The following is a 26,621-nucleotide window of genomic DNA, read 5'->3' as shown; positions in this document are numbered from 1 at the left end:
TGAACCAATAAAGGGAGTCCGCAACTTGTTTTTCCAATGAGTAACAGACCGGATTGTATTTGCCCGCCAAGCCATTATCATCGCGGACAACGGCCTTGTATCAGCTTGGGCCGTGCGTGAAATTCCGGGCTGACGTCGTGTTGATGAGGGCGTTGTATGAAAGCATTGATTGTTGAGGACCAGGATCGGTTGGGGCGGTTTGTCCAGCAAGGACTGACGGAATGCTCGTACACGGTCACGCTGGTTCGTACCTGTGCTGCCGCGACCGATGCCTTGGTGGAGTCGTCCTACGACGTGGTGATCCTGGACCTGGGGCTGCCAGATGGCGACGGACTTGATTTGCTACGCAGTTGGCGCAAAGGCGGCTTCCAGGAGCCGGTGCTGATCCTGAGCGCACGTGACGGTGTGCAGGATCGCGTAAAAGGTCTCGATATCGGTGCCGACGATTACCTCGCAAAGCCTTTCAGTCTGGAAGAACTGCTGGCGCGTGTGCGCTCGCTGGTCCGCCGTCATTCCGCCGTCAAGCACGTCGTTCTGGAACATGCGGGCATCTGTCTCGATCTGCTCAGTCACACCGTCACCGTCAACGGCAAGGCGATTGATCTGACCAGCCGGGAGTACGCGCTGCTTGAAGTGTTCATGCAGAATCAAGGACGTATCCTCCCGCGCGCGCTGATCTCGGAGAAGATCTGGTCGTCTCATTACGACGTCGACACCAACTTGCTGGACGTTTACATGAGCCGTCTTCGCGCCAAGCTCGAAGTACCGGGCAAGACGCTATTCAAGACCGTGCGCGGCGTCGGATACCAGCTACTTTGACGCTGCCCCGGTCCGCATTGGACCGCGCGTCATCCCAACACCCCAGCCATACCGGTGCACCGGTCTGTCACGCTGGCGGGCGGATCTGTGAAGCCGGTTGCGACGCCTGAACCGGGTGACCCGGGCGATACGCCGAGTGGACCTTCGCGCGTTTGAGAGCGACAAACGGGTGGTCTGCTTATCCTCGGCTGCGCCTACCGAGGGCTACATTGAGGTAGCGTTCCATTTGTGCAAATCTGCGGAACCACCTTAGGATTAGTCACAGCCACCCGAATCACCGGATTCACCAAGCAGCCCCCTGGCTACTTCCACTTGCTGGGCGCGGAGCGGCAACATGATCCCCTGATCCAGCACGATCTGCTGTCCGTCCTTGCTCAAAATAAATCGCACGAACTCCCTCAACGCCAGGGCAATCGGCTGCCCCGGTTTGTGCGACAGGACGATGTTGCCGACCCGTGCCAAAGGGTATTGGCCAAGCGATACGCTCTCATGAGTTGGTGCTACCGCCACGCCGCTCGCCGAAATGGCAATTGCCTTCACGCCAGGAACAAGATGCCCCAGCCCGGTAAAGCCGACTGCATACGGATTCGCGGCAACCTGATCGGGCACATCGGCCTCCTTGCCGTCAGCGCGAAGGTCATTCCGCCATTCGCCTTTCAGGTTACCGACACTGAGCACCTTCTCGTGCATAAAGACGGCCCGTGCCGAATGCTCCGGGCCAACCCATGCAGCAGCACCTACTACCTGTACCGGCTTGTCCGCCCAGGCAGGCACGCCGAGATCACCCCAGGTGTGAACCTCCGCATGGCCGCGCAATCTACTCTTAGAAAACACCGCGTCCAACTGAGCAAACGTCAAGGATTGAACAGGATTGGCCTCATTGACGATCACCCCGACAGCGTCAATGAAGCCAAAATGCCGCCAAGAGCCTCCCACAACTGGAATCTGTACCGCATCTGTGCCATGTGACCGCAGGTATGCGGATGCGTCCGCCGGACTCAGGTCGCGCGAGACAAAGGCAAAGTCACTCTGCCCGTCCAGGAACTTCTGTAAAGACCTGTTCAATCTCCCTTGTGGCGCAAGATATGGTGGCGGCGTATTGATATGCACACCAGGGTGTCTCGCCTGAAATGCAGCGATCCATCGGCCAGTCAAATTCGGCAGTATGGCCGGTACACTGCCCTCATACGTTCCTCGCAAGGTCATGGCAAAGCATGGATGGTACGATGGCAATGCATCATCAAGCGGTGGCTGAATTACCTCTCTGGCCGGCAGCGGCACTGCGTTGGCCACCCGATCCGTTGTATCCTCAGCTGTCGCCACTGGAGTCGCCGCGGCTGTGAAGCAGAACGAGATGAAGAGAGGAAATCCCAGGTACCACCGCCTCCGTACTCGGTGACGCTTCCCTGCTTGATTGCTATCCACGCAGTACCTCCCGAAGTCACGACCCATGCCGGCAAGCATCCCCACGAGATGAAAGCCGCTCTTCAACTCCGTGGCCGCGCCGGATGCCAGCTTGCCGACTTCCGCGAGCTGGTATCAGTCCATCGCTGACAGACGCTGAAGTTCCTCCGCGCACTCGCCTGGATTCAGCGGCAGGTACCCGAGCGCTTCGTTGGCAATTTCCCGCTGGCCGTCGTACGACAGCACGAGGCGCATGTATTCCCGGGCGACCGGATCGATCCGCCCCCGGCTGTCGGTGCGCAAGTAGATCAGGAGGTGCCGATCCAAAGGGTAGCGGTTAGCGATAATGTCCTCGCGCGTGCCGGCAGATGCCGCGCCTCCATCGCGCTCGGACAACGGCACCACCCTGACCCCGGAAACGCCTCGATTCATGGCGGCGAAGCCGATGGCCAGCCTGTCCGCGGCGACGCACGCAACAGCGTCCCGGGACTGAGTGAAGCCCGCCCCCTCCGCGAACGATCTCACGCCCAGACGGCGCAGCATGAAGCGGCCCAGCGCCGTCGAAGGCGCAAGGCCGCACAGATGGATCGGGCGCGAAGCCCATTCGCCGCCCAAGCCTAGCTGATCCCAGGTGGCAATGCGACCTCGGTCATGGGCAGCCGCAAACACCCGGGCGACTTGATCCAGGCTGATGCTGGCCAACGGGTTTCGCTGATCCACGAAGATCGCCAGCGGTGCAGACAAGGCGGCCGGATTCAGCGAATCATGGGCAATCCGGAACATGATCGGGGTGGTGCCGGTCAGCCTGGTGTAGTCGGCCAGTTCGGCGTCGGAGAACTCGGCGCCCATCGGGGCAATAAGCGACGTTCCGCGGGCCAGCGCATCGGGCGCGGTGCGGGTGCCCTTGAGGATCAATTCAAATCTGAACCCCGGATGCGCGCGCCGAAAGAGCGAACTGATCCTGACAAGAATGCCGCGCATGTCGTTGTAGCCGACAATGCGGATGGCTCCGTCTGCTGCCTGGTAGGCGGCGCCTTCGGGAGCCGAGAGCGGTGTCGGCTCGAATTGCGGTAATCGACTGTCAACGGTCGACTCGAAGCCAGCCGCCATGGCCGGGTCCCCCGCGGCGATCAGGAGCAAGCCGAGGGCAATCGCGAGTCGGGCTTGCCTGAGCGATCGCCGGATCGGAAATGCGAGTCTCATGCGTTTCTTGTCATTTGATGCGGAATCGCCGGGCCGGACTGCCTATGCCACGAAGGCGCAGTCCGATGCCGGGGTCCGGGTGTCCATATTGCGACCGCGATTGAGGTGGTCATCGATCTCCGCCGCGCAACCCAGCATTCGCGGATAGAGAAAAATCGTGAATGCTGCGGTCTCCAGCTCCCGCGCTCCAATGGTTCCCGCCTGCAGGGGTTTCCAGAGCATCTTCAGGAGCAACGCGGCGATGACCGCATCGACGTTTACGCAGGGGACGTTGCGCGACAATCCGGCCGCATGGAGTTGCTGGACGAGTTCACGGTAGAACTGGTGGAACACGTTGGCTTCACCGCGTATGTCGAACAGCTGCGCGATGAAGACTTCGCGCGGATCGAAATTGACGGGCTTATCCTTGAACACCGGGTGGTTGACGCCGGGCAGTTTGGCGATGTCCAAGCTGCCTTGTGTCTTTTTCTGCTTCTTGTAGTCTGCGTAGCGACTCACAGCATTTGCCGCCAATGCCCGCAGGTCGATGCCGTGGTCGCGTCGCCCGGGATCCTGCAGGCCGCTATCCTTGAACTGCTCGACCAGATAGGCAATCCCCTCGTAGCCGTTGCCGCCATGCGCGTAGCCGGTGTGCGTCAGGAACCCGATCAGTGCCTTGTTCAGTTGCACCCGCTCGGGCTGCTCCGGGCCATCAGCAGATACCGCGCCCTTCGCGCCCTGCGCCGAGATGGCCCCCGGGCCGTTGGTCAGCAATAGCCCAACCATCGTCTCGAAGGCAAACAAGTCCTTCTTCTCCGGCTTGTCACCGAGCAGCGCCGCAAAGGCAGTCTCGCTGAGGCTCAGCGAACCGATCAAGGTCGCCTCGTCTATTCCCGCGAAGTGAAACGGCGCGTGCATCGCAGCGTCGGCAGAGGCTCCTATCAGGGTGCCGAACAGCTGTAGCCACCAGGGGAAGTTCAGGGCCGTGGTCCGCGAGATCCGCTTGCGCGACAGCGGACCCCACGCGAGCGTCGCGGAAACCGCCGCCAACACCGCTGCCTCGGTCGGATGACCCGGCAGCGCCGTGAGCCAGCGGAGGAAGACTGAGCGCCCGCCGCGCGCCTCAATTCCGGCGATCAGCGCCACGGCCTTGGCATCCGGTGTGCCGCGTGTCATTCCGGTATAGGCACCCACCTCGACCTTCGTCAGGTCGAAGCTGTCACTCAGCGAGGCACCGAACTCCATTCCCAGCCCGGCGGCATGGAAGCGTTCGAGCATGAACTCGAGTGCTTCGCGAGCGGCCTGCTGACGTTTCGGCCCGATGATCGCCAATGCCGCCGCGAGCACCGTATTCGGCGGGTTTCCCGCGTCCCGGCTGGCTTGCGCCGCGGCGAGCGCCGGCGAGCCATGCAGGTTGACGTAGGCGGCGACCGTCGCGGCGATCAACTTGTGATCATTCTCTCCGCCAATGTCATGCACCAGCGCCAGCGCGACGTTGGACTCCAGGGAGAGTGTCGCGGCGTGGAGCATGCTCGTGCCGTGCAAGCTGCTCACCTGCGTCTTCGGGTCCATCTGTGACGCCCCGGAAGCATCCTTCATGGACTGGCGTGCCGTGACACATCCGATTCGCGTGTTGAGCGAGGCAATTTCTTCCTTGTAGGGTGCAGGCGCCGGCACAACCGGTGGACGCAGCGCGTCTGGCGGATCCAGTCCTTCGTCGGAGCCGAACCACGGCTTGAGCGCCAGATCTCCTTCGGCCGGAAAGTCCGGCAGCGTGGCGTTGGCACGCATGACTGCCGTCAATGCAGCGGGTATGTGGGCGATGTTGGAAACTACCGCGCCCTTGGCCGACGCGACTGGCTGGTCCGGCGTAAAGACCGCATCCACGCCGAATTTCTCCATGAACCAGCGCTCCTTCGCCTGCGCATCATCGTTACCGCCAGCCATTGCGCCTGCGTGTCCCACGGCGCGCGTGAGCATGCTCTTCCATCGGCCGACGACACAGGCCACCACCGGTTTCGTGAAATTTGCGTCCAGCTCGTAGTAGCCCCCGGGCTCGCAGTAAAGCACCGCCGCCTTGCTGCGCGCGTCATTGGCCAGCGCGAATGCGAACTCGGGCGCGGCGTAGTGAATGTAGACGTCCTTGCCGCTCGAGATCAAGGTGGTGGTCCCCCAACCGCTCATGCGCAGGTACTGCGCGATCGTCGTCGAGAAGCCGCCCGAGTTGGAGAAGATCGCGATCGAGCCCGGGCGCAGCGCGTCACCGGGACGGTCGCCACCAAGCGCGCCGCCGATGCGCACCCTGTTCCACGCATCCGCTACGCCCAACCCGTTGGCACCGAAGATGTCGATCCCGTTCTGCTGCCCGATCGCACGAATCTCGCGTGCGTCGCGAACCGAGATCTTCTCGGTGATGATGAATATCTTGCGCAGCTCGGGGTTCATTCGGACCAGCTCGGCCACGCCATCGCGCGCCGCAGTGGGCGGCAGGTAGACGACGCCGCAGTTGAAGCGATGCCCTGCGGCGAGCGCGTCGCGCACGTTGTCATAGACCGGGATGTTGCCGACCGGAGTCGGCAGAACGGCGCCGCCCTTGCCGGCGGCGGTGCCGCAGACCACGTTGCCGCCCGAGAAGGCGTGGCTGACGGGCGTCACCTCTCTCGACTCGCCGCCCAGGATGTTGAGTACGCAAACACGGTCGTCGCGCGAGGCGATCTCGGCCAGGGAGCTAATACCCACGTAATACTTGAAAGGGCCGACGCCCTGTCGATGGAGGCTGGAATGCATGGCGGTCTACGGTCAGGTTGAAGGCACGTTCTGCGCCGGGATGCCGAGGCGCTGGGCGACCCGCTGCCGCCCGCCGGCGCGCATCCAGTGGTCGACCTGCTTGGCGAACTGGATCACCTCGCTGATGTCAGAGTCGAAGCCAAACAGGCGATAGGGCAGGCCGAGCGCATCGCAGGTATCGCGCAACGCTCCCATGCCGCGCACCAGGTTCGGGCCGCCTCGGCCGAGCACGACATACAGTGGTGTGGCCCCGTGCACGCTGAAGTGCTCGCGCAGCGCGTCAGCGATCGCGCCCAGGGTCTGGTAGATGTCGGTATTGTTGCTTTTCCCGCCGATGATGAAAAGCACATTGCTCTGCTTGAGCCAGTGCTTGAAGCAGATGCGCGCCACCTCCTTCATCTTGGCATAAGGCGGATTGCCGCCAAAGTCGGAGCTGATGATCGCGGCGTCGCCCAACATTTCGGTGACCAGCGAGTTGGCGCCGCCGCCGAAGGTTGGCGCCAGTATCGTGCCCTGGGTGTTGATGACGTAGACATCGCTTTGCCCCTGGTGCGTGCGCAGCAGGTTGATCTCCTGCTCGAAGTCAGAGTAGTCGGCGGCGAACAGGTGTGGCGGAAGCTTCAGGCGCAGCCAGCGCGGGTCGTCGCGATCGAAGCCGCACTTGAAATCGCAGGCCACGGGGGTCACCCGACCGGCCGCGTCGACGCGCATCCGGATCGGATTGAGCTCCAGCGTCGTCATGCCGAAGTTGTGGAAGAGTTCCCACAGCTTGGGCAGCTGCTGGATCAGCGGGGAGATGATTTCCCGAGGCGCCCCGATCTCGGCCAGCGCGTTAGCGACCACAAACGCCTTCATTCCGGTGAGCGGGTCGAAAGGCACCATGGCGACGTGGCGTTTGTCGATCTCCTCGATGTCCATGCCACCCTTGTGCGAGAGTGTCATGGTCGGGGCCCGGAAATGCGTCGAATCGGTGATCGAAAAGTAGACCTCTTGCTCGGCCGGCACACCGGCTTCGAAAGTCACGCCGTTGGCCTTGGCCCGCACATTGCCCACAGCGTGTTCGGCGAAATACAGCCGTTCCTTCTCGGCGAGCGCTGTGCGAAGGTCGGTGGCGCGCCCTAGCAGGCCCGCCTTGCCCTTCTTTCCGATGCCCCCTTTGAACACGGGCTTGACGAAGATGAGACCATGGCGGTCAAGCAGGGACCTGATCGCCTCTTCGCTGGCATCGGGGCCGAGTACTTCGGTAGCCGGAAAGCCCACGAACTCGAGCAAGCGGGCACCATGCAGCATGCCGGTGATTTGCATTGGGAATCCTCTTGTCTTGGGTAGCGAGCCCGCGGAGCGTCAGCGGCGCTGGCGCACCGAGTGCCCCGCCGGCTGCCTTGACCGGACGTCAGTCCAACTTCTTCAGCTCCTCCTTGACGACTTCGGGTTGCAGGGGAATAAAGACGCGTTCGTTGGCCACTGCCTGCTGGCCCTCCTGGCTCAGCACCAGCTTCAGGAATTCCCTGACCTTGGGCTCCAGCGGTTTGCCGGGCGCCTTGTTGACGTAGATGTAGACGTAGCGGCTGAACGGGTACTTGTGCGAATAGACACTCTCGACCGTCGGCGCATAGCAGGTGCCGCCTTGCGTCGACGAGAGCTTGAGCACCTTGACGTTCGGCGTGACATTGGCCATCAAGGCATAAGTCAGGCCGCCGGGGTGCGTCGCCATGTCCTCCGCTGCCACGGTAAAGGCGTGGGTAAAGCCCTTGCCCTTGACGAACTGGATGTTGTCCTTGTATTCGCCACCGTTCATCGCGACGACCTTGAAGTACTGCTCGATCCCGTTGACGGGCTTCAGCCCGTACAGGTGGATCGGGCGGCTTGCCCAATCGCCCGTGGCGCCGATGTCGCCCCACGTGTTGACTTCCTTGTAGCCGAGCTTGCGCGTTTTGGAGTAAATGGCATCGAGCTGGGGCAGGCTCAGGCAGTCAATCGGGTTGTCCTTGTCCACCAGGATCACGCTGGCGGCCGTCTTGCCCAGCGAGCCGACGCTGCCGGTGGCCACCTTGACCTCGAGCGGCTCGTAGCCAAACTTGTCGACGAAGGCTTTACGCTCGGCCGGGAACAATTCACGGCCGACGGGCGCCAACTGCCCCTTGCCTGAGACGAGTCCCGGTGCGCCTGCGCCGGAAGCGCGCAGATCCATCGTAAGCGACAGACGCGGGTATTGCTTGCGATAGATCTTGGTCCACTCCATCACCATTTCGTCCATGATGTCGGCGCCGACGATCTCCAGCTCTTCTTCCGGCTTGCTTTCGACCGGGCCAGGATTCCATTTCGGAATCGACGAATCGGCCTTGAGTGAATGCTCCGGCGCGGCGTACTTCAGCGCATGGGCGGGTACCGCAGTCAACGCGCAGACGGCTGCCGCGATACTGAGGGTCAGGGTGGCTTTCCTACTCATGGATGTCTCCTTGTATGGGCGTCAACGCTCAGTAAGGCGTGATCATCTCCACCTTATATGCGCTGGCCGAATGCAGGCTTAACGTGGCCTGAAGATTTGTTCAGGATCAGGCGCGGCGAGGGAAGAATGCGTACCCCCCTGCCGCGGCTCCCTGATCAGAAATCGAACTTGACGTTGAACTTGATGCTGCGGTCCATGCCGATACCGTAGGTGCCCGCCGTCACGGAGTTCCAGTACCGTTTGTTGGCGAGGTTGTCGACGACCAACTGGAACGACGCGCGGCGCCCCTGGATACGGGTGGCGTAGCTGACACCAAGATTGAAGAGGCTGTAGCCGGGGATGTAGCCCTGGTCCTGCGCATTCACCGGGCGCTTCGATATCAGCGAGACACCACCGCGGAAGGTGAGGCCAGGCACCGCGGTGGGGCTGTATGCAACGCCAATGTTGCCGTTCCAGTCGGGCGTGTTCTCCGGGACTTTGCCGTTGATCAGCGGCTGATTCGGCGAGTCTTGTCGTGCCTTCAGTCGCAAGACAGCGGCCTGGATTCTCCAGTTTCGATTGATCTCGTAAGTCGCCGTCGCCTCGACGCCCTTGTAAGACAGATCGCCGCTGTAACCGAAGATATTGGTGACTGGATCTGTCACCGCATTGCCGCGAGTGATTTCAAAGTAGGACGCGCTGATCGAGAGTCCCTTGAAGTACGAGTCGCGGATGCCGATCTCTTTTTGCTTGGAGATGGCCGGCGCCAGAATAACGTTCGCATTCGCGGCGTTTGCAGGCGCGGTGCCACCGGCTTCGAGGCCTTCCATATAGCTGGCAAACAGCGTGGTCGTCGGCAGAATGTCGTACAACACGCCGTAGGCGGGCGAGAGCACGTGACTCGTGGAGCTGGTGGAGCCAACCTCCTCGATGTCATGGACGGTACGTACCCCCACCAGCAGCTTCCAGCGTTTCGTGAGCGCAATCGTGTCGTAGGTGTACAACGCCTCGTCGGTGCTGGTTTGCGCCGGGTTCGCCGCGCCCGGTTTGGTGTAGACGGGCGGGTTGAGAACGATCGGGTCGAAGATGTTCTGGCGTTGCGGCAGCGTGACGTTCTGTACGTCCGTGGCCACGGAGTAGCGCGATGTTCTCGAGACACCAATCGTCAGATCGTGTGCTACCGGGCCCGTCATGAAATGGCCAAGGACTTCTGTCCGAAAGAAGAGGTTGCGATATTCGTTCGTGACCGGCTGTAGGTTCACCAGACCGTTGGCACCAGTGTTCAGGTCGTAGCCAGAGATGCGCACAGTCGTGCGGTGGCGGTCCGAGCCTGAATAGCCAAGCTGGGTGAACACTTTCCAGTCATCGCTCAGCTGGTAGTCGGCACGGCCCTGCCAGTTGAAGGTTTCGGGGGTGTAGAGGTCCCATCGGCCGGAGAGCAGGTTCCTGGGGTCCGGCACCCGGGTAATCGGCACCACGCCGTTGACGGCGGGTCTCAGCGAAATGCCGGCTTGCTCCGGGACCTGGCGGCGGTAGTACTCGAAATCGCTCTGGAAAGTGAGCCGGGAGGTTGCGCGCAGGTCGAGCCCGAGGCCGAAGAATTCGCCGTCGCCACCCAGGTTGCGTACGCCGTTTTCGTAGTGCGTTGCCGATGCATTGAGGCGCACACCAAGCTGCCGTTCCGGGCCATACCGTCGACCGATGTCGATGTTGGCGCCGTACTGGCCGAACGAATTGCCGGCCAGGCCAACGCTGGAGACATCATGTTCACCGGCGCGTTTGGTGACGAAGTTGATGATGCCAGCGGGGCTGGCGACACCGAACATCAGCGCGTTCGCACCCTTGAGCGTTTCGACGCGGTCCTTGTTCTCGATCGGATTGGTGATGACGCCCGTGATCGGCAAGCCACCATCGAGGCGATAGTTCGAGAACAGGTTGAGCTTGATGCCGCGGATGGCGAACGCGTCGTTGGCGCTGCCCGCGGAGTTGGTGGCCACCAGGCCCGCAACGTTCTTGATGGCTTCTGAGTAGCCGCCCTGGGTCTGGCTCAATTCGCGACCGGACGAGACCTCCTTGGTCATTGGCAGGCTTTGGTCGTTCGCAAGCTCCTGCTTGTTGTACTCCTTGATAGCGTCGTTTCGTTCCGGCGTACGCGTCGCAGGGTAAGGTGCATCGAGGCCATTGGCAGGAGAAATGCGGCCGCCTATGTTGGCGGCAATGCGTTCGGCTTGCTGTTGCAGGCTGGCGGGGTCGGTTCGGGTCGTGTAGGGGAAGACGACTGCCAGCACGCCGATCGTCGTTCCCGTCGTATCTGCAACCGGCACCTTCCATTCGTAACGCGCGCCTCGAGGGTCTACCGCGCCATGCGGTTTGCCACTCTCGACAACCGCGAGGTCACCGGCTTCGGCAGGCTTGCCATATCGTCCGATGTTCGATGCCACGATAGGGTAGCCGCCGGATGTCTTTGGCGTGCGGGCGTGAAGCGCAAGGACTTCCACCTCCGGGAATTTCGCGAGCGTGTCGTCGATCAGGAATTGGGCATAGGTGTGTGTTGCGACACGCTCGTCGAGCTGCGTTGGTGCTGTCAGGCTCTCCGGGTCGAGAATGCGGCGGCTCAGCTCATTTCGATATTGCGCTGCTTGCTCGACCAGCGCCTCCTCGTCCGTACCGGCGACGTATGGGAACGTGAGTTTCACGGTTCCAATGGCATGCCTGAAGATGTCGAAAAGCGGCAGCGAGACATCGGCATTCTGGTCGGCCCGGAGATTGATCTCGACCCTGGCGTGCCCTGTGCGGAAAACGGCAACCTCGTCGGCGCCCGACGCCGTTCCGACGCGCTCCGGTGTTTTCGACGCCACTATGGCACTTTGCGACGCCCCTGGAAGTACTGCATGCAAATCGATGCCGACGAGCTGCGGATGCAGCCGTGCAAAACTGTCCACGAGGTACTGCGCATAGGGCTGGGAATCACCTTTGCGATTGACCTGGCTGTCCTGCACGCTGGACGCATGCGTGTCCGTGGCTTGTGCCCGCGCTAGCGGGAACGCCAACAGGATAGCCACCGCCAGCGTTGTCTTGGCCAGCTTCATTGTTGTCTCCGATATTTTCGCCCGGCCTGTTATTCCGGCCTAGTGCATCAGGGTGCTGCTCGGTTGGTGCCTCCGCCGCCCTCCGCGCGCTCCACACCTGCACACCGTGCAGAGCGCGTTCACCCTCCCGATCCTGGGGCAGCGGCACCGATCTGGACTAGCAGGTGGTCAGCGCGATCAGTTGCTGCTGCCAAGCAGTGCGCGAGCTGCCGTCGCCTGTGCCCCCCGTAGCGGCAGATATCGCGCATGATCGAGCACCACCTGCTGACCCTCCCGGCTCAGGACGAACTTCAGGAACTCCTCCAGGGCTGGGTTCAGCGGCTTGCCGGGTGCCTTGTTCGTGTTGAAATAGATCAGCCGGCTCAGCGGGTAGGTTGCCATCGCTACGTTTTCGTAGGTGGGCGCCTGCACGGTATCGCCTTCCTTCTCGACGAGCGGAATGAGCTTGACCGGCGCATCCATGTAGGCCATGCCCGAATACCCAATGGCATATCGATCCGCTGCGACGTCCTTGGCCATCGGGAATACGACCTTCTCGAACTTGATGCCATCGCGCCATTCACCACGCTTGCCATCGGCGCTCAGAACCCGCTGCCGCACGAATTCCTCAAAGCCGTTCCACGGCCGGATGCCATGCAGGTTGATCGGCTTGTCGGCCCATTCACCCGTCAGGCCCAGATCACCCCATTTGGTGATCGCGGCGCCCCCGCGAGCGTGCGTCGATGAGTACATCTGGTCGAGCTGCTTGAACGTAATCTGCTCGATCGGATTGTCCTTGTTGACGAAGAAGGCGACCGCGTCGAGCGCGCCGAAGTGCCGGTACGAGCCACCCGAGATCGGCACGCTCAGGGGGTCGTAGCCGAACTTGGCCTTGAACTTGCTGATGTCGTCGGGTTTCAGCTCGCGCGACACGAAGACAAAATCCAGATCGCCCTTGATCAGTTCGATCGCCCCGAGGCTGCCAGCGTATGGGGGCGAAATCGACAGCCTGGCGTCGGGATAGTAAGTCTTGAATTTCTCCATCAGCTTCTGGGCCAGGACCACGAGCACATCGGACGCCGCACCTTTGAATGTGCCGCTGATCCTGATGTCACGCCGCGGCTGGTAGGCCGGAAGCTGTGCGTCCAGGGTCGGCTGCAGAACTTCAGGGGCCGGTAACTCGCGTCCCTTCTGCGCCCCTTCCCTGGCCTGCTCTTCGGTCTGCGGCTTGTGCGACTCGGTCGCGGGGGTTACCCACGTCAGCATTGGTGTCGCGGCCTTTTGCGCCTGTGCGTGAGCTGGTGCGAGCGCAGCGAGCGCGGCAGCAGCGGCCAGTGCCGTCGTTGCAATCTTGATGGACCTCTTCATCGTCGTGTCTCCTCAAATGTTGTTCTTTGATTTTTTATCCGCTCGGCGGCTCATTCGAGCTTCGCAAGCTCTTCCTTCACTTCGCGCGCCGTCAAGGGGTAGTAGCCGGAATACAGGATGGGTTCCTGTCCCTGCCGGCTCAGTACATAGCGCAAGAACTCCTTGATCGCCGCAGGAAGCGGCTCGCCCGGGTTGTGCCGCAGGCGGATGTACATGTAGCGCGTGAGCGGGTAGCGGCCGCTCGACGCCGTCTCGTGCGTGCCGCTGATGGCCAGGCTGCCTGCATCGCGGGCGATCGGCACAGGCCTGATCCCCGCCCCGCCGTCCTCGAAGCCGCCGAAGCCCATCGCTGCCGGGTCGGTCGCGATCGCTTTCGCGGTGTCGGCCACGGACGCCTCCCGCACGGTGCTGCTCCAGGCGCCGCCTCGCAGCACCATGATTTGCATCGACATGGCGTTTGGCGTCACCAGGGATGGCACGTCCAGGGCGATCGCGCGGTCGGCCCATTCTCCCGTCAAGCCAAGCTGGCCCCAGCGCGTGATGGTCGGCGCGCGGCCGAAGATGGCTGCCAACTGCTGCATCGTGATGCGCTCGATCGGATTGCGCGCATTCACGAATACCGCCTGTGCAGTCGTGCGTTGTTGTGTGTCGAACCCGCCCCTCGCGACGCGGATCTCGAACGGCACGCGGCCGGCATTCAGTTGCGCAAACGCCGCCGCCTCGTCCGGCCAGAGCTCGCGCCCCATTGGCGCGAGATCGGTCTCGCCGGCCATCAGGGCATGGAAGCCATTCAGCGTGCCGAGATGCTCCCAGCGGTCGCCTTTTCGGACGCCGGGTTGCAGTGCGCGGAAGTCGCGCATCCAGCGCTCCATCAGCGACTTCATGCCGTCGCTGCCGACGCTGCGGATCTCGGCTTGCAACGGTGCGCCCGCGGCGTAGCGGGGCAGCGCCGGGTCGAGCGTTGCAAGGTAGCCATCGAGTACGGGCAGCTCCTGCGCAATCTCGTTGCTTGGCAGCCGCGCGAAGCCAGCCTGACGCCCGACGATCTCTTGCCCGGCCGGGCTCAGCGCGAACCGGACGAACGCCAGAACGGCCGGCGGCAGCGGCGAGTCCGGCCGCTTGTTGAATGCCAGGAACACCGGTTTGCCGCCGCGCAGTGCTACGCGCACGAGCACCGGCTTCTTCATCATGTCGCCGCCGAACTGATGGGCATAGGGCGCGATCTCGGCCGGCAAAGGCGGGCGGGTCATCGGCGCGACGTCCGCGAGCTCGAACATCAGCGCGCCGATCGCCGCCGCATCGCTGACATGTTGCCAGCGCGGGCCGCGGGCGATATCCGGCCGCTGCTGGTGCAATGCCTGCAACCACGCGTCCATCAGCGGGCCCATCGCGCCGTCGCCGACGCTGGAAAGCGCTGTGACCTCGGCGTTCGGCGTCGCTGCCGCGCTCGGCGTGTTGCAGCCCAACCCGGCCAGCAGGGTCGCAAGCAGTAGCGGAGCGAACTTGCGACGATAAGTCGGTATCATGGGTCGATCTCCCCGAGTGCCGGTGTGGCAGCGATGCGCGCCTGCAGTTCGTCGCGCAGGGCCACGGCATGGGCCACCAGCCTCTTGTTCTCCTCGGCACCGCGATAGGCGTATCCTACATTCATCGTGCCAATCGCCGCCCCTGTGCTGTCGTGGATCGGGAGGTCCACGCCGAAGCGCTTGCCGTTCGAGTACACGCCCGTGATCGGTGCCGGGGCGTCCAGCACCTTCATGTCGTCCGCATCCGCCTTCTTGCCGTGACGCCCGAAGGTTGAGCCGAGCAGAACCAGTTCGTTTTTCGGCGGAACCAGGGCCCGCAATGCCAGCACCGTCACCTCGGGGTGGCGCTGCAGTGCTTCCTCGACCAGCGTCTGGGCGCGCGACTTGGTCGTCACCAGGGGGACGAAGGGGTAAGGCTCCATCAGGTTCGCGGCATTGAGGATGCGCCGGGCGAGGGAGTCCCTGACGGTGTTGGCAATCCGCTCGAACTCGGCATGGTTGCCGCCGACCGGGTAGCGCCAGACCAGGCCGAGCGAGCCGATGGTCTGGCCGCCGACATCGTGCAACGGCAGCTCGACTTCGATGCGCTTGTTGCCGCGGTCCATTGCGACACGCATCTTGCCGGTGGCGATGACATCGAGGTCGTCTGTATCGGCAGGCTTGCCGATTCGGCCGATGCTCGAGGCGATGACCACGTTCTCGGTTGCGTTGGGTGGTGTCACGTGCATCATTACCGCGCGCAGATCCGGATGCTGCGCGACGGTGCGGTCGACCAGCTCCTGTGCGTAGATCTTTACGGGTAGCTGCGCCGCGGGTTGCGCCTGGGCTGACGACGCTGCGGCGAGCGCCAATGCGGCGATGGCGGAGGCCGGCAACCATGCGGCCAATGCCCGGAGCCCTCTTCTGTGGATCGTCATGATTGATTCTGCGGTTGGAACCGCGCAGCGGGAAGGGCGTGCTCGCCGTCGCGCAGCGAGCACGTATGGACTCAGTGAGTGTCCTGCAGCGGCGCCGGGCGCCACTTCGCCAGACGCATTTCGACCAGCGTCATCAGGTACTCCGCCGCGAGCGCGACGACCATGATGATGACGATCGCTGCATACATCCCCGCCGCGTCGAATGAGCCCTTCGCGATGTTGATCAGCAAGCCAATACCGTAGCGCGCCCCCACAAACTCGCCGACGATTGCTCCGACGATCGCGAAACCGAAGCTCACGTGCAGCGAGGCAAAGATCCAGCTCATGGCCGACGGGATGACGACCGAGCGCGTCAGCTGCCAGCCGCGTGCGCCCAGGATTTGCGCATTGGCCAGCAGGTTGCGGTCGGCCTCGCGCACGCCCTGGAACGCGTTGGCGAAGACTACGAAGAACACCATCACAAAGGACAGCGCCACCTTGGAGGTGAGCCCCAGCCCGAAGATCATGATGAAGATCGGGGCCAGCACCACGCGCGGTACCGAGTTGATCACCTTGATGTAGACCGCGAAGATATCGGACAGCATGCGGTCGCGCCCGAGCGCGATACCCGCGACGATGCCTGCGACCGCGCCAGTGACAAAACCCAGCATCGACTCCTCCATGGTGACCCACAGGTGGTACCACAGCGACCCATCGGCCGTGCCCTCGGTGACCCAGGTGTAAAGGCGGGAAAGGATGTCCGACGGCTTGGAGAAGAAGAACTCGTCGATCAGCCTGAAGCGCACCAGCGCTTCCCAGCCCCCCAGGAACACAATGAGAATGAGATAACGCCAGAAGTAGACAGTCTGCTGGCGCCGGCGTGCGCTGCGGGCGGCTGCGGCTTCGATCTCGGCCTCGGACGGGACTGAGACGCCGACGGGAGAGTTGAGGGTGACATTGCTGTTCATGCTGCTACCTCCGCCACGCGGGCTTCCTCTTGCGAGGCGCCACGCTGCACTTCTTCGCGCAGATCGTTCCAGATCGTGCGCGAGATTTCGATGAATTTCTGGTCGTAGCGAATCTCGCTCGCCACGCGCGGACGCGGGATGTCGATCGTGTAGACCGACTTGATCGTGGCCGGTCCGGAGGTCAGCACATAAACCTTGTCCGCGAGCGTGATGGCTTCTTCGAGGTCGTGCGTGACGAACACCACCGAAGCCTTCGACTGCGACCACAGGCGCAGCAGTTCGTCGTGCATCAGCACGCGGGTCTGCACGTCAAGCGCCGAGAACGGTTCGTCCATCAGCAGGATCTGCGGGCCGTTGATGAAGGTCTGGGCCAGCGAGACACGCTTGCGCATGCCACCCGAGAGCTGGTGCGGGAACTTGGTTTCGTGCCCGGCCAGGTTCACGCGCGCCAGCCATTGGCGGGCGCTGGCATAGGCCTCTTCCTTGGCAATGCCGCGGAACAGCGGACCGGCAACGACGTTGTCGATCACGCTGCGCCAGGGGAAGAGCGCGTCGGTCTGGAAGGCGAAGCCAATTCGGCTGTCGATGCCGCTGACAGGGCCGCCAAACAGGCGGACTTCGCCCGCCGATGGCTTCGCCAGGCCGGTGATGAGGTTCAGCGTGGTCGACTTGCCGCAGCCGGTCGGGCCGACAACGGCAACGAACTCGCCGCGCTCGACGGTCATGGTGAAGTCCCGAATGGCCGTCATCGACTTGCCGTCAGGGGTCAGGAAGCGGCGGCTGACATTGATCAGCTCGATCGCCGGACCCGAGGTTGCCGTATTTGCGCTCATGATCACTTCACCTTCGACACGAACTCGGTCGTGTAGGTCTTCGACAGGTCAATCTTCTTTCCCTTGACGTTCTGCGAGAACGTGCCCAGAACGGAGAGCACCGTCTCGGGGCCGCCCGCGGGCATCACGCCGTCGGCCGTGAACATGCCCTTGCCTTCGGCCAGCGCCTTGATGTAGCCCTCCTTGTCACCGACGTAGAAGTCCTTGGGCATCTTCTCGGCGATCTCGGCGGCGCTGTGGGTATTGATGTAGCGCAGCGTCTTCACGAATGCGTTGGCGAGCTTCTGCACCGTGGGCTTGTTCTTCTCGACCCAATCGGAGGGCATGTACAGCGATGCGGCAGGATAGGTGCCACCAAGCGCCTGCCTGGTCTTCTCGGCGGTGCGCAGGTCGACAAGCACGCGCCCCTCACCCGTCTTGAGCAGGCGCGAGATCGTCGGCTCGGTCGTCATGCCGCCCTGGATCTTGTCTTGCTGCATGGCCATGATGAAGGTCGTGCCCGCGCCGACCGGCAGGGAGGTGAACTGGCCAAGCGGCACGCCGGCCTTGACCATCAGGTACTGGGTGAGGAAGTTGGTCGACGAGCCCAGGCCGGTGACGCCCAACGTCTTGCCTTTGAGGTCGGCCATGGTCTTGACCTGCGGGTACTTGTTCGAGACGATCTCTACCTCGCCCGGCGCGTGGGCGAGCTGCACGACGGACTGGATGTATTTGCCCTTGGCCTGCAAGTCGACGCAATGGTCGTAGAAGCCAACGACGCCTTGCACGGCGCCGGCCAGCATCTCGTTCTCGGCGTCGACGCCGGCGCCCTCGTTGAGCAGCTCGACATTCAAGCCTTCTGCCTTGAAGTAGCCCAGGCCCTCGGCGAGCTTGGCCGGCAGGTAGATGATTTTCTCGTAGCCGCCGACCATCAGGGTCACCTTGTCTGCCGCATGCGCGGCGGGTGCAGCGGCCAACACGCCGGCGACGGCGGCACACAGCAGTAGTTTGTCTCGGATATTCATGTTTTCTCGTTCCTCAGGTTGCGTGCGCGTCGGTCTGTTTCGACCGTGCTCATACACTAGACAACCAGCCTGTCGCGAACGTGAACGCTTTCTAAAAGCGCATTCAGGTGCGCTGGATCAGGGCTGGGGTTTTCCCGCGGAGGAATCGCCAAACGCCCGTTTCCGCCCGCCGCGCCAGGCGGCGGGCGGGGGCGCCCGGAACACGTGAAGAGGCAGGAGGCGACGCGATGCGCTACGCCGCAGGCGCGGCGGGAACCTCGATGACGACCCGCAGACCACGGCCGACATCGCGGCTGGTCGCCCAGATCCTTCCCTTGTGCATCAAGACGATGCTGCGCGAGATCGCAAGACCCAGGCCGCTGCCGCGCTGATCCTGCATTGGTGACGGCAAGCGCACAAATCGCTCGAAGATTCGCTCACACTCGTCTGGCGTCAGGCCGGGGCCCTCGTCGACCATGCTCAGGCGCCACGTGCCTGCAGCCAGTGTCGAATCGAGGTGAACAACGCCCCCTTGCGGCGTAACCCTGAGGGCGTTGGCCAGCAGGTTCAGCAGCACTTGTCGGATGCGCGGTCCGTCGATGTTGACCTCGCCCTCGCCGCGGTGCGACCAGGTGAAGACTTTGCCGCTGTGTTCGGCCAGGGCCGACGCGTCCAGGGCAAAAGCGCCCAGGAGTTCCGTCGGAGACTGCGGCTGCAACTCGACGAGCACTGCCCCGGCGTCCGCGCGTGACAGGAACAGCATCTCGTCGATGATGCGGTTCACTCGGCCGAGTTCTTCCAGTATGACCGAGACCGAATCCCGCTGTGGCTGAGTCAGGTCGTCACTGACCAGGAGCCGCTCGGCATGGAGTGCCACCAGCGACATGGGGGTCTTGAGCTCGTGCGAGGCTTCGGCGGCAAAGCGCCTGATCTCGGCAAACGACATCTCGAGGCGATCGAACATTTGATTCAGGAATGCCGCCAGCTGCGAGATCTCATCCTTGACGTCGCCGACCGGAATGCGTTGGCTGAGATCGTCGGAGCGGATCCGGTTCGCGGTCGCCTGAATCACGCGCACCGGGTGGAGGATCAGCCTGCTCAGCCCGTAGCCGAACACCACGCTGAGCACGAGCGCCGTACCCAGCAAGCCGACGAAGACAAGCCGGTATCCCGACATCAGTTCGCGCACTGGCGCCAGTGGTGTCGCCACGATGACGTCGAACGGCGCCAGCTGAAACTCGCTCACCCGGACCTCGCCGATGTGGTCGATGGCAATCGAATACGCCCGCTCCCCGGCAATGTCCGGTATTGCATGCCCGTGCAGGTTCGTCGACTTGAAGAAGCGGTTCGTCATCGGACCGTGCATGTCGATGTAGAACAGCGAGGACGCCGACTCGGTCGCCTGCCGGATTCGATCGTCAATCTCCGGCGGCGTCAGCCGCGCGTAGTCCCTGCCAAGCGTGGCCTTGAGGTTCTTGAACTGTGCCTCGTTGAGTTCGTCGAGCTGCCTGATCAGATAGCGGTCAAGCAGGAAGTGACCCGCGACGAACAAACAGGCGAGCGTCGCCGTCAGCGTAATGACATACCAAAGGATGATGCGACTACCGATCGACTTCATTCGATTGCTCCGATCTCTTGGCGTGGCGAAAATCCTTCGCGCTCAGTTGGGTTTCCCAACGATGCTATTCGATCGGCCCGCAGGCTTGCTGAATGAATTTTAAGGATCACTACAGGAAGCGTACAGAGTCGGCCCCTAGACTGCGTTCACGCTTCCATTGATCGGAGGCGATAAATCACACTTCATGACCGGAGACTTTCATGAGCAAGCTCTTCAAGTTCGCGCTGGCAACCGTATTCACCGGCGTCGCCGCTTTTGGGACCGCGGCCGCGTGGGCCGCAGACAAAAACTGGACGCCGCCGTCGCACAAGATCTACGGTCAGAAACTGTCCGACGAAACGATGACCAAGCACCCGGAACTGTTGAGCATCACCTTGCACGGAACGCCCCCGGGGGCGAACGATGTCTTCACGATGTTCGCCGGCTCCTACCCGGAGCGCATTGGCAACCCCGACGATCCGGATGACATCGACGTCATCAAAAAGGGTATCACGATTGTCGACCCGCGCTGGAACCGCACCAAGGACAACCCGAAGAAGTTTGTCGTACTCATGCCAATGCGCGATGTCAAGGGCAACAACATCGGCCTGGTCGTCTACGCGTTCAAGAATCCGCCGGCCAACGCGAACACCAGCGGCCCGGAAATCTCCTTTTTGAAGCAATCCACTGCGCTGCGCGACGCGTTGGCCAAGAAGATCCCGAATTACAACGCGTTGTTTGACGAAGCCAAATAAGAAGACGCCCTGCACTTGCTTTCAGAATGAGGACCTACCAATGAAGACGAATATCCGGGCGCTGGTTGCAGCGCTGGTGCTCGCAGCGCCCGCGCTGGCTTTCGCTGACGCCGCGCCGTTGCGGCTGCTTGGCCGCGCAGATCTGCCGTCGTACCAGGGCGACTTTGATCACTTCGGTGCCGACGTCAAGGGCAACCGGCTGTTCCTCGCCGGCGAGGACGGAGGCACGCTGGAGGTCTTCGACCTGCGCAGCGGCGCCCATGTGAAAACCGTCACGGGTATGGAGACGCCGCACGCGATTCACTATGAATCGAAGACGAATCGCCTGTTTGTCAGCAACAGCGGCGCGGGTCTGAGCAAGGTGCTTGACGGCAAGAGCTACGCGGTGGTCGACACGATCAAGCTGACGCCGGGCGCGGACGTGATGAGCTATGACGCCTCATCGCGCCGCCTGTGGCTTGTCACCGGCGGAAAGAACGCCCCCGGCAAGATGACGAAGACCATGGTTGCGCGGGTTGATGTCGACACCGGAAAGCCGCTTGGGGTAACCACCTTCGACACCGACTTCACAGAAGGTATCGTGGCCGAACAAGCGGGATCGCGCGTCTTCGTCAATGTCGCGGGAAAGGCGGAGATCGCGGTACTCGACAAGAAGACCGGCAAGCTGCTCGCAGCATGGCCAGTCAAGGAAGGGAAGGACAACTCGCAGATCGACCTCGACGAGAAGAACAAGCGACTGTTTCTGATTACGCGCAAGCCGTTCAAGCTCGTCGTTGTGAACACCGAGACCGGCCAATCGGTTGCGAGCTTTGACGCGCCCGGGCGCACCAACGGCATGATGTTCGATGCGGCAAACCGGCGCATCTACGCCGCCGGTGACGACTACGTCGCGGTGTTCCAACAGCGTGATGCCGACCACTATGAGGAGATCGCGCGCGTACCGTCGGAGAAGGGTGCGAAGACGGCGTTCCTGGTGCCAGAGCTGGGCCGGCTGTATGTGGCCGTTGGCGGCTCTGCGCAGACCAAGGCTGGTCTCCTCCAGTACGAGGTGGTACCCACCGGTACGAAGTAGCCGCACCCGGGGGCAATGCTCGGTGCATAACGCCCCGGTCCAGGAGGTGCTGCCAATCCGGCGGCACCTCTTGCGTATCTCCAGGCACAGGCAATGCTGCGAATTCCCCGCCTGTTCGCGTAGACCGCCCTGCTATGCCTCGGTGCCGCAGGCGCGAAAGCGCGTGCAATGGCGGCACGGATCGCTAACGCCAACGACTGTGCGAAGAACTCCGATGCATCCGCGGTACTGACGCGCCTTCGCGGCGCCTGGCTCCGATCTCGCCCGGCACCCCTGTCGTTCAGCAAGAATGCGTTTGGCGGAGAAGGGAATGATGCCTATGTCAGTCCTATGTTTTGACAGTCAGACTGATTACACATGCACGCGCGACCGATCGCATTCCGCATCGGTGCGGGGCCTGAACTGTGCCAGCCACCAGGCGTCTCGGTTGTCGGTGGCCTGCTGCACTCGCAGCTGATCACGCTGTTCACCATCCCGGTGCTGTCACTCTGATTTGATGGGATAGGCGTGCCGCGCGCGCAGCCGGGACCCGTGCCGACGATTCCGGCCGAGTTCTGAGCGGCCCAGCAGATTTCCATCAGCAACGCAAGGGACGTTTATGCACAAGCAATTTACCAACGAAGTCGCGACGGGCCTGCGCAGCACGGTGCGCTGGCTGGCGCTGATTGTCGCAACAGCGATTGCCGGGCCCGCGTTGGCACAGGGCGGGCCACCGATGGTTACTGACGACCCTGAAACACCCGGCGACGGCCACTGGGAGATCAACCTTGGGGCGATTGCGACCCGTACACGAGGTCGCCTGGAGCTGGCCGCACCCGACGCGGACATCAACTACGGCTGGGGTGACCATGTACAACTCAAGCTCGATGTCCCGTGGGTCACGGTCCATGAGGATGGTCAGGGTCGGAAATCCGGTCTTGGTACGACCGACTTCGGCGTGAAATGGCGCTTCATCGACAAAGAGCATGCGGGCTTCTCGGTGTCGACCTACCCGCAATACAGCCGCAGCCTACTGAACTCCTCGACTCGGCGTGGCATCACCGGCGGGGGGCATGACTTCTTTCTCCCGCTTGAGGTTGCCACCGACGTTGGGGACTTCGGCATCGCTACCGAGGTCGGTCGAAACTTCGTTTCGGGCGGCGGGGCGAACCAATGGGTTGCCGGGATTGTCGCCGGCCACGGCTGCGGAGCAGGAGCCGAATGCATTGTCGAGGTGCGCAGGGCGCAGGCACCCGGCACCCATCTGACGCTGCTGAATCTTGGCATGCATTGGAAAATCAATGACTCGTACACGTTGCTAGGTGCAGTGGGCCACGAGTTTGGCATGGCTTCCGATGAAAGGCGGCAGGTGCTGGTCTATCTCGGCTTGCAGATCACTACCTAGTCCGCATGACGCGCTTCGACACGACGGGCGAGTGGCTGACGGCGCCAGCGATGCCAGCGATGCCAGCGATGCCAGGTCACGGTATTGGATGCCACCCGGATTTTGAACGCCGGTCTTCACCCCCTAGGGGTCCGGGCACTCGTCCGTCTGCCTCAGCAAAAGGTGTGCTCTGGCTCTCGTGGCTGCCAAGGCAGCGACAGCACCTGAGGTTAAGGGTGTACCCCAATGTGTCGCGGATCAGCAATTCAAAGTCGCAGCAAAACAAGCACGACCAGCCGGAGGCATCAGACACTGGCCCAGCACCCTGACATGGCATGTCATGGTGACCCAGCATTGCAAGAATGAAATCAGAACATGGGCCAAGGAGGAACGAGTAGATGAAAAGAACGATTTTTGCCCTCGCCGCTGTCGTTGCGTGTGGCGCAGCCGAAGCGCAATCCAGCGTCACGGTCTACGGCGTGATGGACGTAAACGTCGAGTACGTTAACCACGTTGGTGCCGTGCCGCAGGCCAGTAACGGATTCAATCCGGGCCAGGGTGGCAAAGTATTCCGCGAAGACTCAGGTGGATACTCCGGCTCCCGCTGGGGTCTTCGCGGCACGGAAGACCTGGGTGGCGGGCTGAAATCGGTTTTTGTTCTTGAGAGCGGCTTCGCCGCCGATACAGGCAACATGCAACAGGGTGGCCGGTTGTTTGGCCGCCAGGCCTTTGTTGGCCTTGACTCGAAGTACGGCCAGATCACTTTCGGCCGGCAATACACGTCGATCTTCTCCACGCTGGCCAACTTTATTCCGGCCCGTTATGCGACCCAGTATGAGCCTACCGGCGTGATGGCCGGTGCCAACTTCCGCGAAGACAACGCGGCGAAGTACACCGGCGTGTTCGGGGGGCTCACGGCAATGGCAAACTGGTCGTTTGGCGTGGGCACGGCCCTTCCGCAGGTCATTGCCACCGTCCCGGCTGCAGGTGGCAACGGTGAAGTGCCAGGACAGTCCCGCCGCGACTCTGCCTATGGCGCGGGGCTGAGCTATCTTGCCGGGCCGTTCGGGGTAGGCTTGGCCTATGACCAGTGGAATCCGACGATCGGCACTGGCACCGGTACCTTCAAGAAGGCTGCCGTCATGGCCAGCTACGCCATCAATGGCACGGCGAAGGTAATGGGCGGCTACCGCTGGGGCCAGAACAGGAATCAGAACGGCACGTTGATTCAACGTGACGATTTCTACTGGATTGGCGGTCAATACCGATTCTCGCCGACGCTCGATTTCACGCTCGAGTACGACTACCAGAACGTGAAGAACCTGGGTGGTAACACGCAGGTTGCCAACCCCTGGCAGATCGCCCTGATTGCAGACTACTCGTTCTCCAAGCGTACCGATATCTACCTGACCACGGCCTATTCAAAGAACGCTGGCCTGGCCATGGAATCGGCGGCAAGCAATTTCGCCACCAGTCTTACGACGAATACTTACGTGCTCCCCAATGGCCAGACCTCGATGTTTGGCGTTGCTGTGGGGATCCGTCACGTGTTCTGAGGGCCTGCATGGTTACGGCGTGTCACGCTCCCGTTGAAGTGGGGGGTGGCACGTCAAGCGTGGGTTTCCGATCTCAGATGAGGCATTCGATCTTCAAGCGCTGAGCGCCCCATGCCGGGGTTCGCGAACCAGGGCGCGCACTGGCCTTCCTCTCGCGCTTCGCACTACTGCAAACAGTTCCCGCTCGCTTCCCGGCCCCAACCGACTCAGTCCGGTCCGGGGCCGTGCCTTGGAAACTACGCGGCTGTCTTCCCACCATTCACGTGAAGGATCTGACCCGTGATGTACGTGGACTGGTCGGATGCCAGGAAGACGATCGCATCGGCGACTTCTTCCGGCGTGCCGACGCGTCCGGCGGGGATGGTTGCGGCGACAGCAGCGATCTGATCCGCGCCGCCGGCAAGGCGTCCGAGCATTTCCGTTTCAATCGGGCCTGGCGCCACGGCGTTGACGCGGACGTTCGATCTGATGGCGTCGAGCGCTGCCGACTTGGTGAAGCCCTCGATCGCGTGCTTGCTTGCCACATACATCGGATTGCGCGGGTTGCCGCGGCTGCCCATCGTGGAGGAGAGATTGACAACCGCCCCACGCTTCTGCGAGATCATCGCGCGCAGCTGGTGCTTCATGCAGAGAAACGTTCCAAGGACATTCGCATCGAAGATCGTCGTGTACGACTCGACTGTCTGCTCGACGATCGATCCCGGTGTTCCTTCCGTTCCGGCACTGTTCACTGCGATATCCAGGCATCCAAAGCGCTCGACGGCATGGCCGACAAGACGGATGACATCGTCTTCACGGCTGACATCTGCCGCGACGAAATCCGCTTGCGCACCCGTCTGCCGCAGTGCCGAAATGAGGGCTTCTCCGGCAGCAGCGTTCCGCCCCGAACAGACCAGTCGTGCGCCTCTGGCTGCAAAGGCAAGCGCCGTCGCACGGCCGATGCCAGCCGTCGCACCGGTAATCAAGACAACAGGATGAGACATGAGAGTTTCCTCGGGGGGAGTTAATAGAAGCGATTCGTGAGCCTGGGGCAGATGTTCAGAACGCGACAGCACCCTTGCCCTTCAGTTGAAGCATGTCGCGCGCCTCGTCCGGCGTGGCCACTTCGAGGTTCAGCGATTTCAGGACGCCAACGACGCGCCTGACCTGGTCGGCATTGCTCTTCGACAGGCGGCCCGGGGCATCCCAGAGCGAGTCCTCCAGCCCCACGCGGACGTTTCCGCCCATGGCAGCCGCCATCGAGGCAATCGGCATCTGGCTGCGGCCGGCGCCTAGCACCGACCAGTAGTAGTCCTTGCCGAACAGCCGCTCGGCGGTGCGGCGCATGTGCATGACGTCCTCGGGATGCGTGCCGATGCCGCCGAGCAGGCCGAACACCGACTGGATGAAGAACGGCGCCTTGAGGATGCCGCGGTCAGCGAAGTGCGCGGCGGTATAGAGATGACTGGTGTCGTAGCATTCGACTTCGAAGCGAGTGCCATTGTCGGCACATGACTCCAGGATGTAGCGGATCTCCTTGAACGTGTTGCGGAAGACGCGGTCCTCGGAGCCCTCCAGGTAAGGACGCTCCCAGTCGTGCTTGAACGTCTTGTGACGGGCGAGCATCGGATACAGGCCGAAGTTCATCGAACCCATGTTCAGCGACGCCACTTCGGGCTTGAGTTGCAGCGCCGGCTGGAGGCGCTCCTCGACCAGCATGTTGGGGGCGCCGCCCGTCGTGAGGTTGATCACCACGTCTGAGCGCGCCGCGATGCGCGGCAGGAATTCACGAAAGAGCGCGGGGTCCTGGGACGGCTGGCCATTCTCCGGCTTGCGCGCATGGAGATGGACAATCGAGGCGCCGGCCTCGGCTGCCGCAACCGCCTCGTCTTCAATCTCCCGTGCGGTAATGGGGAGATACGGCGACATCGTCGGAGTGTGGATGCCGCCGGTGACGGCGCACGTGACGATAACCTTGCTCTGGGGTGCTGCCATGGCAGATGTCCTTCGTTCTCTGGCTGGGGAATGAACTGCTTC

Annotated in this window: 21 protein-coding genes; 6 read left to right on the top strand and 15 right to left on the bottom strand. The window is 62.5% G+C overall.

From position 1 onward, the window contains the following. Nucleotides 1-156 precede the first annotated feature (156 nt). Nucleotides 157-819 carry a winged helix-turn-helix domain-containing protein gene (locus ACZ5MJ_RS26750; protein ID WP_464223937.1) on the top strand — a complete coding sequence of 221 codons (663 nt, stop codon included), beginning with the start codon at nt 157-159 and terminating at the stop codon, nt 817-819. 255 nt (nt 820-1,074) lie between these two features. Here ACZ5MJ_RS26750 and ACZ5MJ_RS26745 read toward each other — a convergent pair whose 3' ends face one another. The 13 genes from ACZ5MJ_RS26745 to ACZ5MJ_RS26685 all read right to left on the bottom strand — a co-directional run bounded on the left by ACZ5MJ_RS26745 (nt 1,075) and on the right by ACZ5MJ_RS26685 (nt 19,880). Beyond that, complete coding sequence (locus tag ACZ5MJ_RS26745) at nt 1,075-2,142, bottom strand: PstS family phosphate ABC transporter substrate-binding protein (protein ID WP_464223936.1); 1,068 nt, start codon at nt 2,140-2,142, stop codon at nt 1,075-1,077. Nucleotides 2,143-2,358: 216 nt separating this feature from the next. Continuing rightward, entirely contained in the window at nt 2,359-3,426 is a 1,068-nt protein-coding gene (locus ACZ5MJ_RS26740; protein WP_464223935.1) for a PstS family phosphate ABC transporter substrate-binding protein, read from the bottom strand. Nucleotides 3,427-3,468: 42 nt separating this feature from the next. Next, on the bottom strand, nt 3,469-6,192 hold the full coding sequence (locus ACZ5MJ_RS26735) for a CoA-binding protein (protein WP_464223934.1): 2,724 nt from the start codon (nt 6,190-6,192) through the stop codon (nt 3,469-3,471). A 12-nt stretch (nt 6,193-6,204) separates the two neighbouring features. Further along, nucleotides 6,205-7,497, bottom strand: coding sequence for an ATP citrate lyase citrate-binding domain-containing protein (locus tag ACZ5MJ_RS26730; RefSeq protein ID WP_464223933.1), 1,293 nt, complete (start codon nt 7,495-7,497; stop codon nt 6,205-6,207). Between the two features lie 88 nt (nt 7,498-7,585). Continuing rightward, nucleotides 7,586-8,641: a PstS family phosphate ABC transporter substrate-binding protein gene (locus tag ACZ5MJ_RS26725; RefSeq protein ID WP_464223932.1), complete on the bottom strand. Its 1,056-nt coding sequence runs from the start codon at nt 8,639-8,641 to the stop codon at nt 7,586-7,588. Nucleotides 8,642-8,796: 155 nt separating this feature from the next. Next, entirely contained in the window at nt 8,797-11,709 is a 2,913-nt protein-coding gene (locus ACZ5MJ_RS26720; protein ID WP_464223931.1) for a TonB-dependent receptor, read from the bottom strand. Nucleotides 11,710-11,886: 177 nt separating this feature from the next. Beyond that, nucleotides 11,887-13,056 (bottom strand): PstS family phosphate ABC transporter substrate-binding protein, encoded by a 1,170-nt coding sequence (locus ACZ5MJ_RS26715; protein WP_464223930.1) that lies wholly within the window; start codon nt 13,054-13,056, stop codon nt 11,887-11,889. Between the two features lie 50 nt (nt 13,057-13,106). Further along, the gene (locus ACZ5MJ_RS26710; protein WP_464223929.1) at nt 13,107-14,582 is read right to left on the bottom strand and encodes a PstS family phosphate ABC transporter substrate-binding protein; all 1,476 of its coding nucleotides are present in this window, start codon (nt 14,580-14,582) and stop codon (nt 13,107-13,109) included. Further along, nucleotides 14,579-15,499, bottom strand: coding sequence for a hypothetical protein (locus ACZ5MJ_RS26705; protein ID WP_464223928.1), 921 nt, complete (start codon nt 15,497-15,499; stop codon nt 14,579-14,581). Before ACZ5MJ_RS26705 ends, ACZ5MJ_RS26710 begins: the two co-directional genes overlap by 4 nt. Before the next feature lie 71 nt (nt 15,500-15,570). Next, nucleotides 15,571-16,446: an ABC transporter permease gene (locus ACZ5MJ_RS26700; RefSeq protein ID WP_464223927.1), complete on the bottom strand. Its 876-nt coding sequence runs from the start codon at nt 16,444-16,446 to the stop codon at nt 15,571-15,573. Beyond that, nucleotides 16,443-17,279 carry an ABC transporter ATP-binding protein gene (locus ACZ5MJ_RS26695; protein ID WP_464223926.1) on the bottom strand — a complete coding sequence of 279 codons (837 nt, stop codon included), beginning with the start codon at nt 17,277-17,279 and terminating at the stop codon, nt 16,443-16,445. Before ACZ5MJ_RS26695 ends, ACZ5MJ_RS26700 begins: the two co-directional genes overlap by 4 nt. A 2-nt stretch (nt 17,280-17,281) precedes the next feature. Continuing rightward, the gene (locus ACZ5MJ_RS26690) at nt 17,282-18,283 is read right to left on the bottom strand and encodes an ABC transporter substrate-binding protein (RefSeq protein WP_464223924.1); all 1,002 of its coding nucleotides are present in this window, start codon (nt 18,281-18,283) and stop codon (nt 17,282-17,284) included. A gap of 232 nt (nt 18,284-18,515) precedes the next feature. Continuing rightward, entirely contained in the window at nt 18,516-19,880 is a 1,365-nt protein-coding gene (locus tag ACZ5MJ_RS26685; RefSeq protein ID WP_464223923.1) for a HAMP domain-containing sensor histidine kinase, read from the bottom strand. Between the two features lie 200 nt (nt 19,881-20,080). On the opposite strand from ACZ5MJ_RS26685, the gene ACZ5MJ_RS26680 reads away from it, so the two are divergent. The 5 genes from ACZ5MJ_RS26680 (at nt 20,081) to ACZ5MJ_RS26660 (ending at nt 24,605) form a co-directional block, all read left to right on the top strand. Then, on the top strand, nt 20,081-20,614 hold the full coding sequence (locus ACZ5MJ_RS26680) for a hypothetical protein (RefSeq protein ID WP_464223922.1): 534 nt from the start codon (nt 20,081-20,083) through the stop codon (nt 20,612-20,614). A 40-nt stretch (nt 20,615-20,654) separates the two neighbouring features. Next, on the top strand, nt 20,655-21,686 hold the full coding sequence (locus ACZ5MJ_RS26675; protein WP_464223921.1) for a YncE family protein: 1,032 nt from the start codon (nt 20,655-20,657) through the stop codon (nt 21,684-21,686). A gap of 357 nt (nt 21,687-22,043) precedes the next feature. Beyond that, entirely contained in the window at nt 22,044-22,178 is a 135-nt protein-coding gene (locus ACZ5MJ_RS26670; protein ID WP_464223920.1) for an efflux RND transporter permease subunit, read from the top strand. Nucleotides 22,179-22,284: 106 nt separating this feature from the next. Beyond that, entirely contained in the window at nt 22,285-23,070 is a 786-nt protein-coding gene (locus tag ACZ5MJ_RS26665; protein ID WP_464223919.1) for a hypothetical protein, read from the top strand. A gap of 377 nt (nt 23,071-23,447) precedes the next feature. After that, the gene (locus tag ACZ5MJ_RS26660; protein ID WP_464223918.1) at nt 23,448-24,605 is read left to right on the top strand and encodes a porin; all 1,158 of its coding nucleotides are present in this window, start codon (nt 23,448-23,450) and stop codon (nt 24,603-24,605) included. Nucleotides 24,606-24,841: 236 nt separating this feature from the next. Here ACZ5MJ_RS26660 and ACZ5MJ_RS26655 read toward each other — a convergent pair whose 3' ends face one another. Next, complete coding sequence (locus ACZ5MJ_RS26655) at nt 24,842-25,588, bottom strand: SDR family NAD(P)-dependent oxidoreductase (protein WP_464223917.1); 747 nt, start codon at nt 25,586-25,588, stop codon at nt 24,842-24,844. A 55-nt stretch (nt 25,589-25,643) separates the two neighbouring features. After that, complete coding sequence (gene kce, locus ACZ5MJ_RS26650) at nt 25,644-26,579, bottom strand: 3,5-dioxohexanoate:acetyl-CoA acetone transferase (RefSeq protein ID WP_464223916.1); 936 nt, start codon at nt 26,577-26,579, stop codon at nt 25,644-25,646. Between the last annotated feature and the right edge of the window lie 42 nt (nt 26,580-26,621).

Source organism: Cupriavidus sp. LA-1 (assembly GCF_055385985.1).
This window is presented reverse-complemented; position numbering and strand designations above follow the sequence as displayed.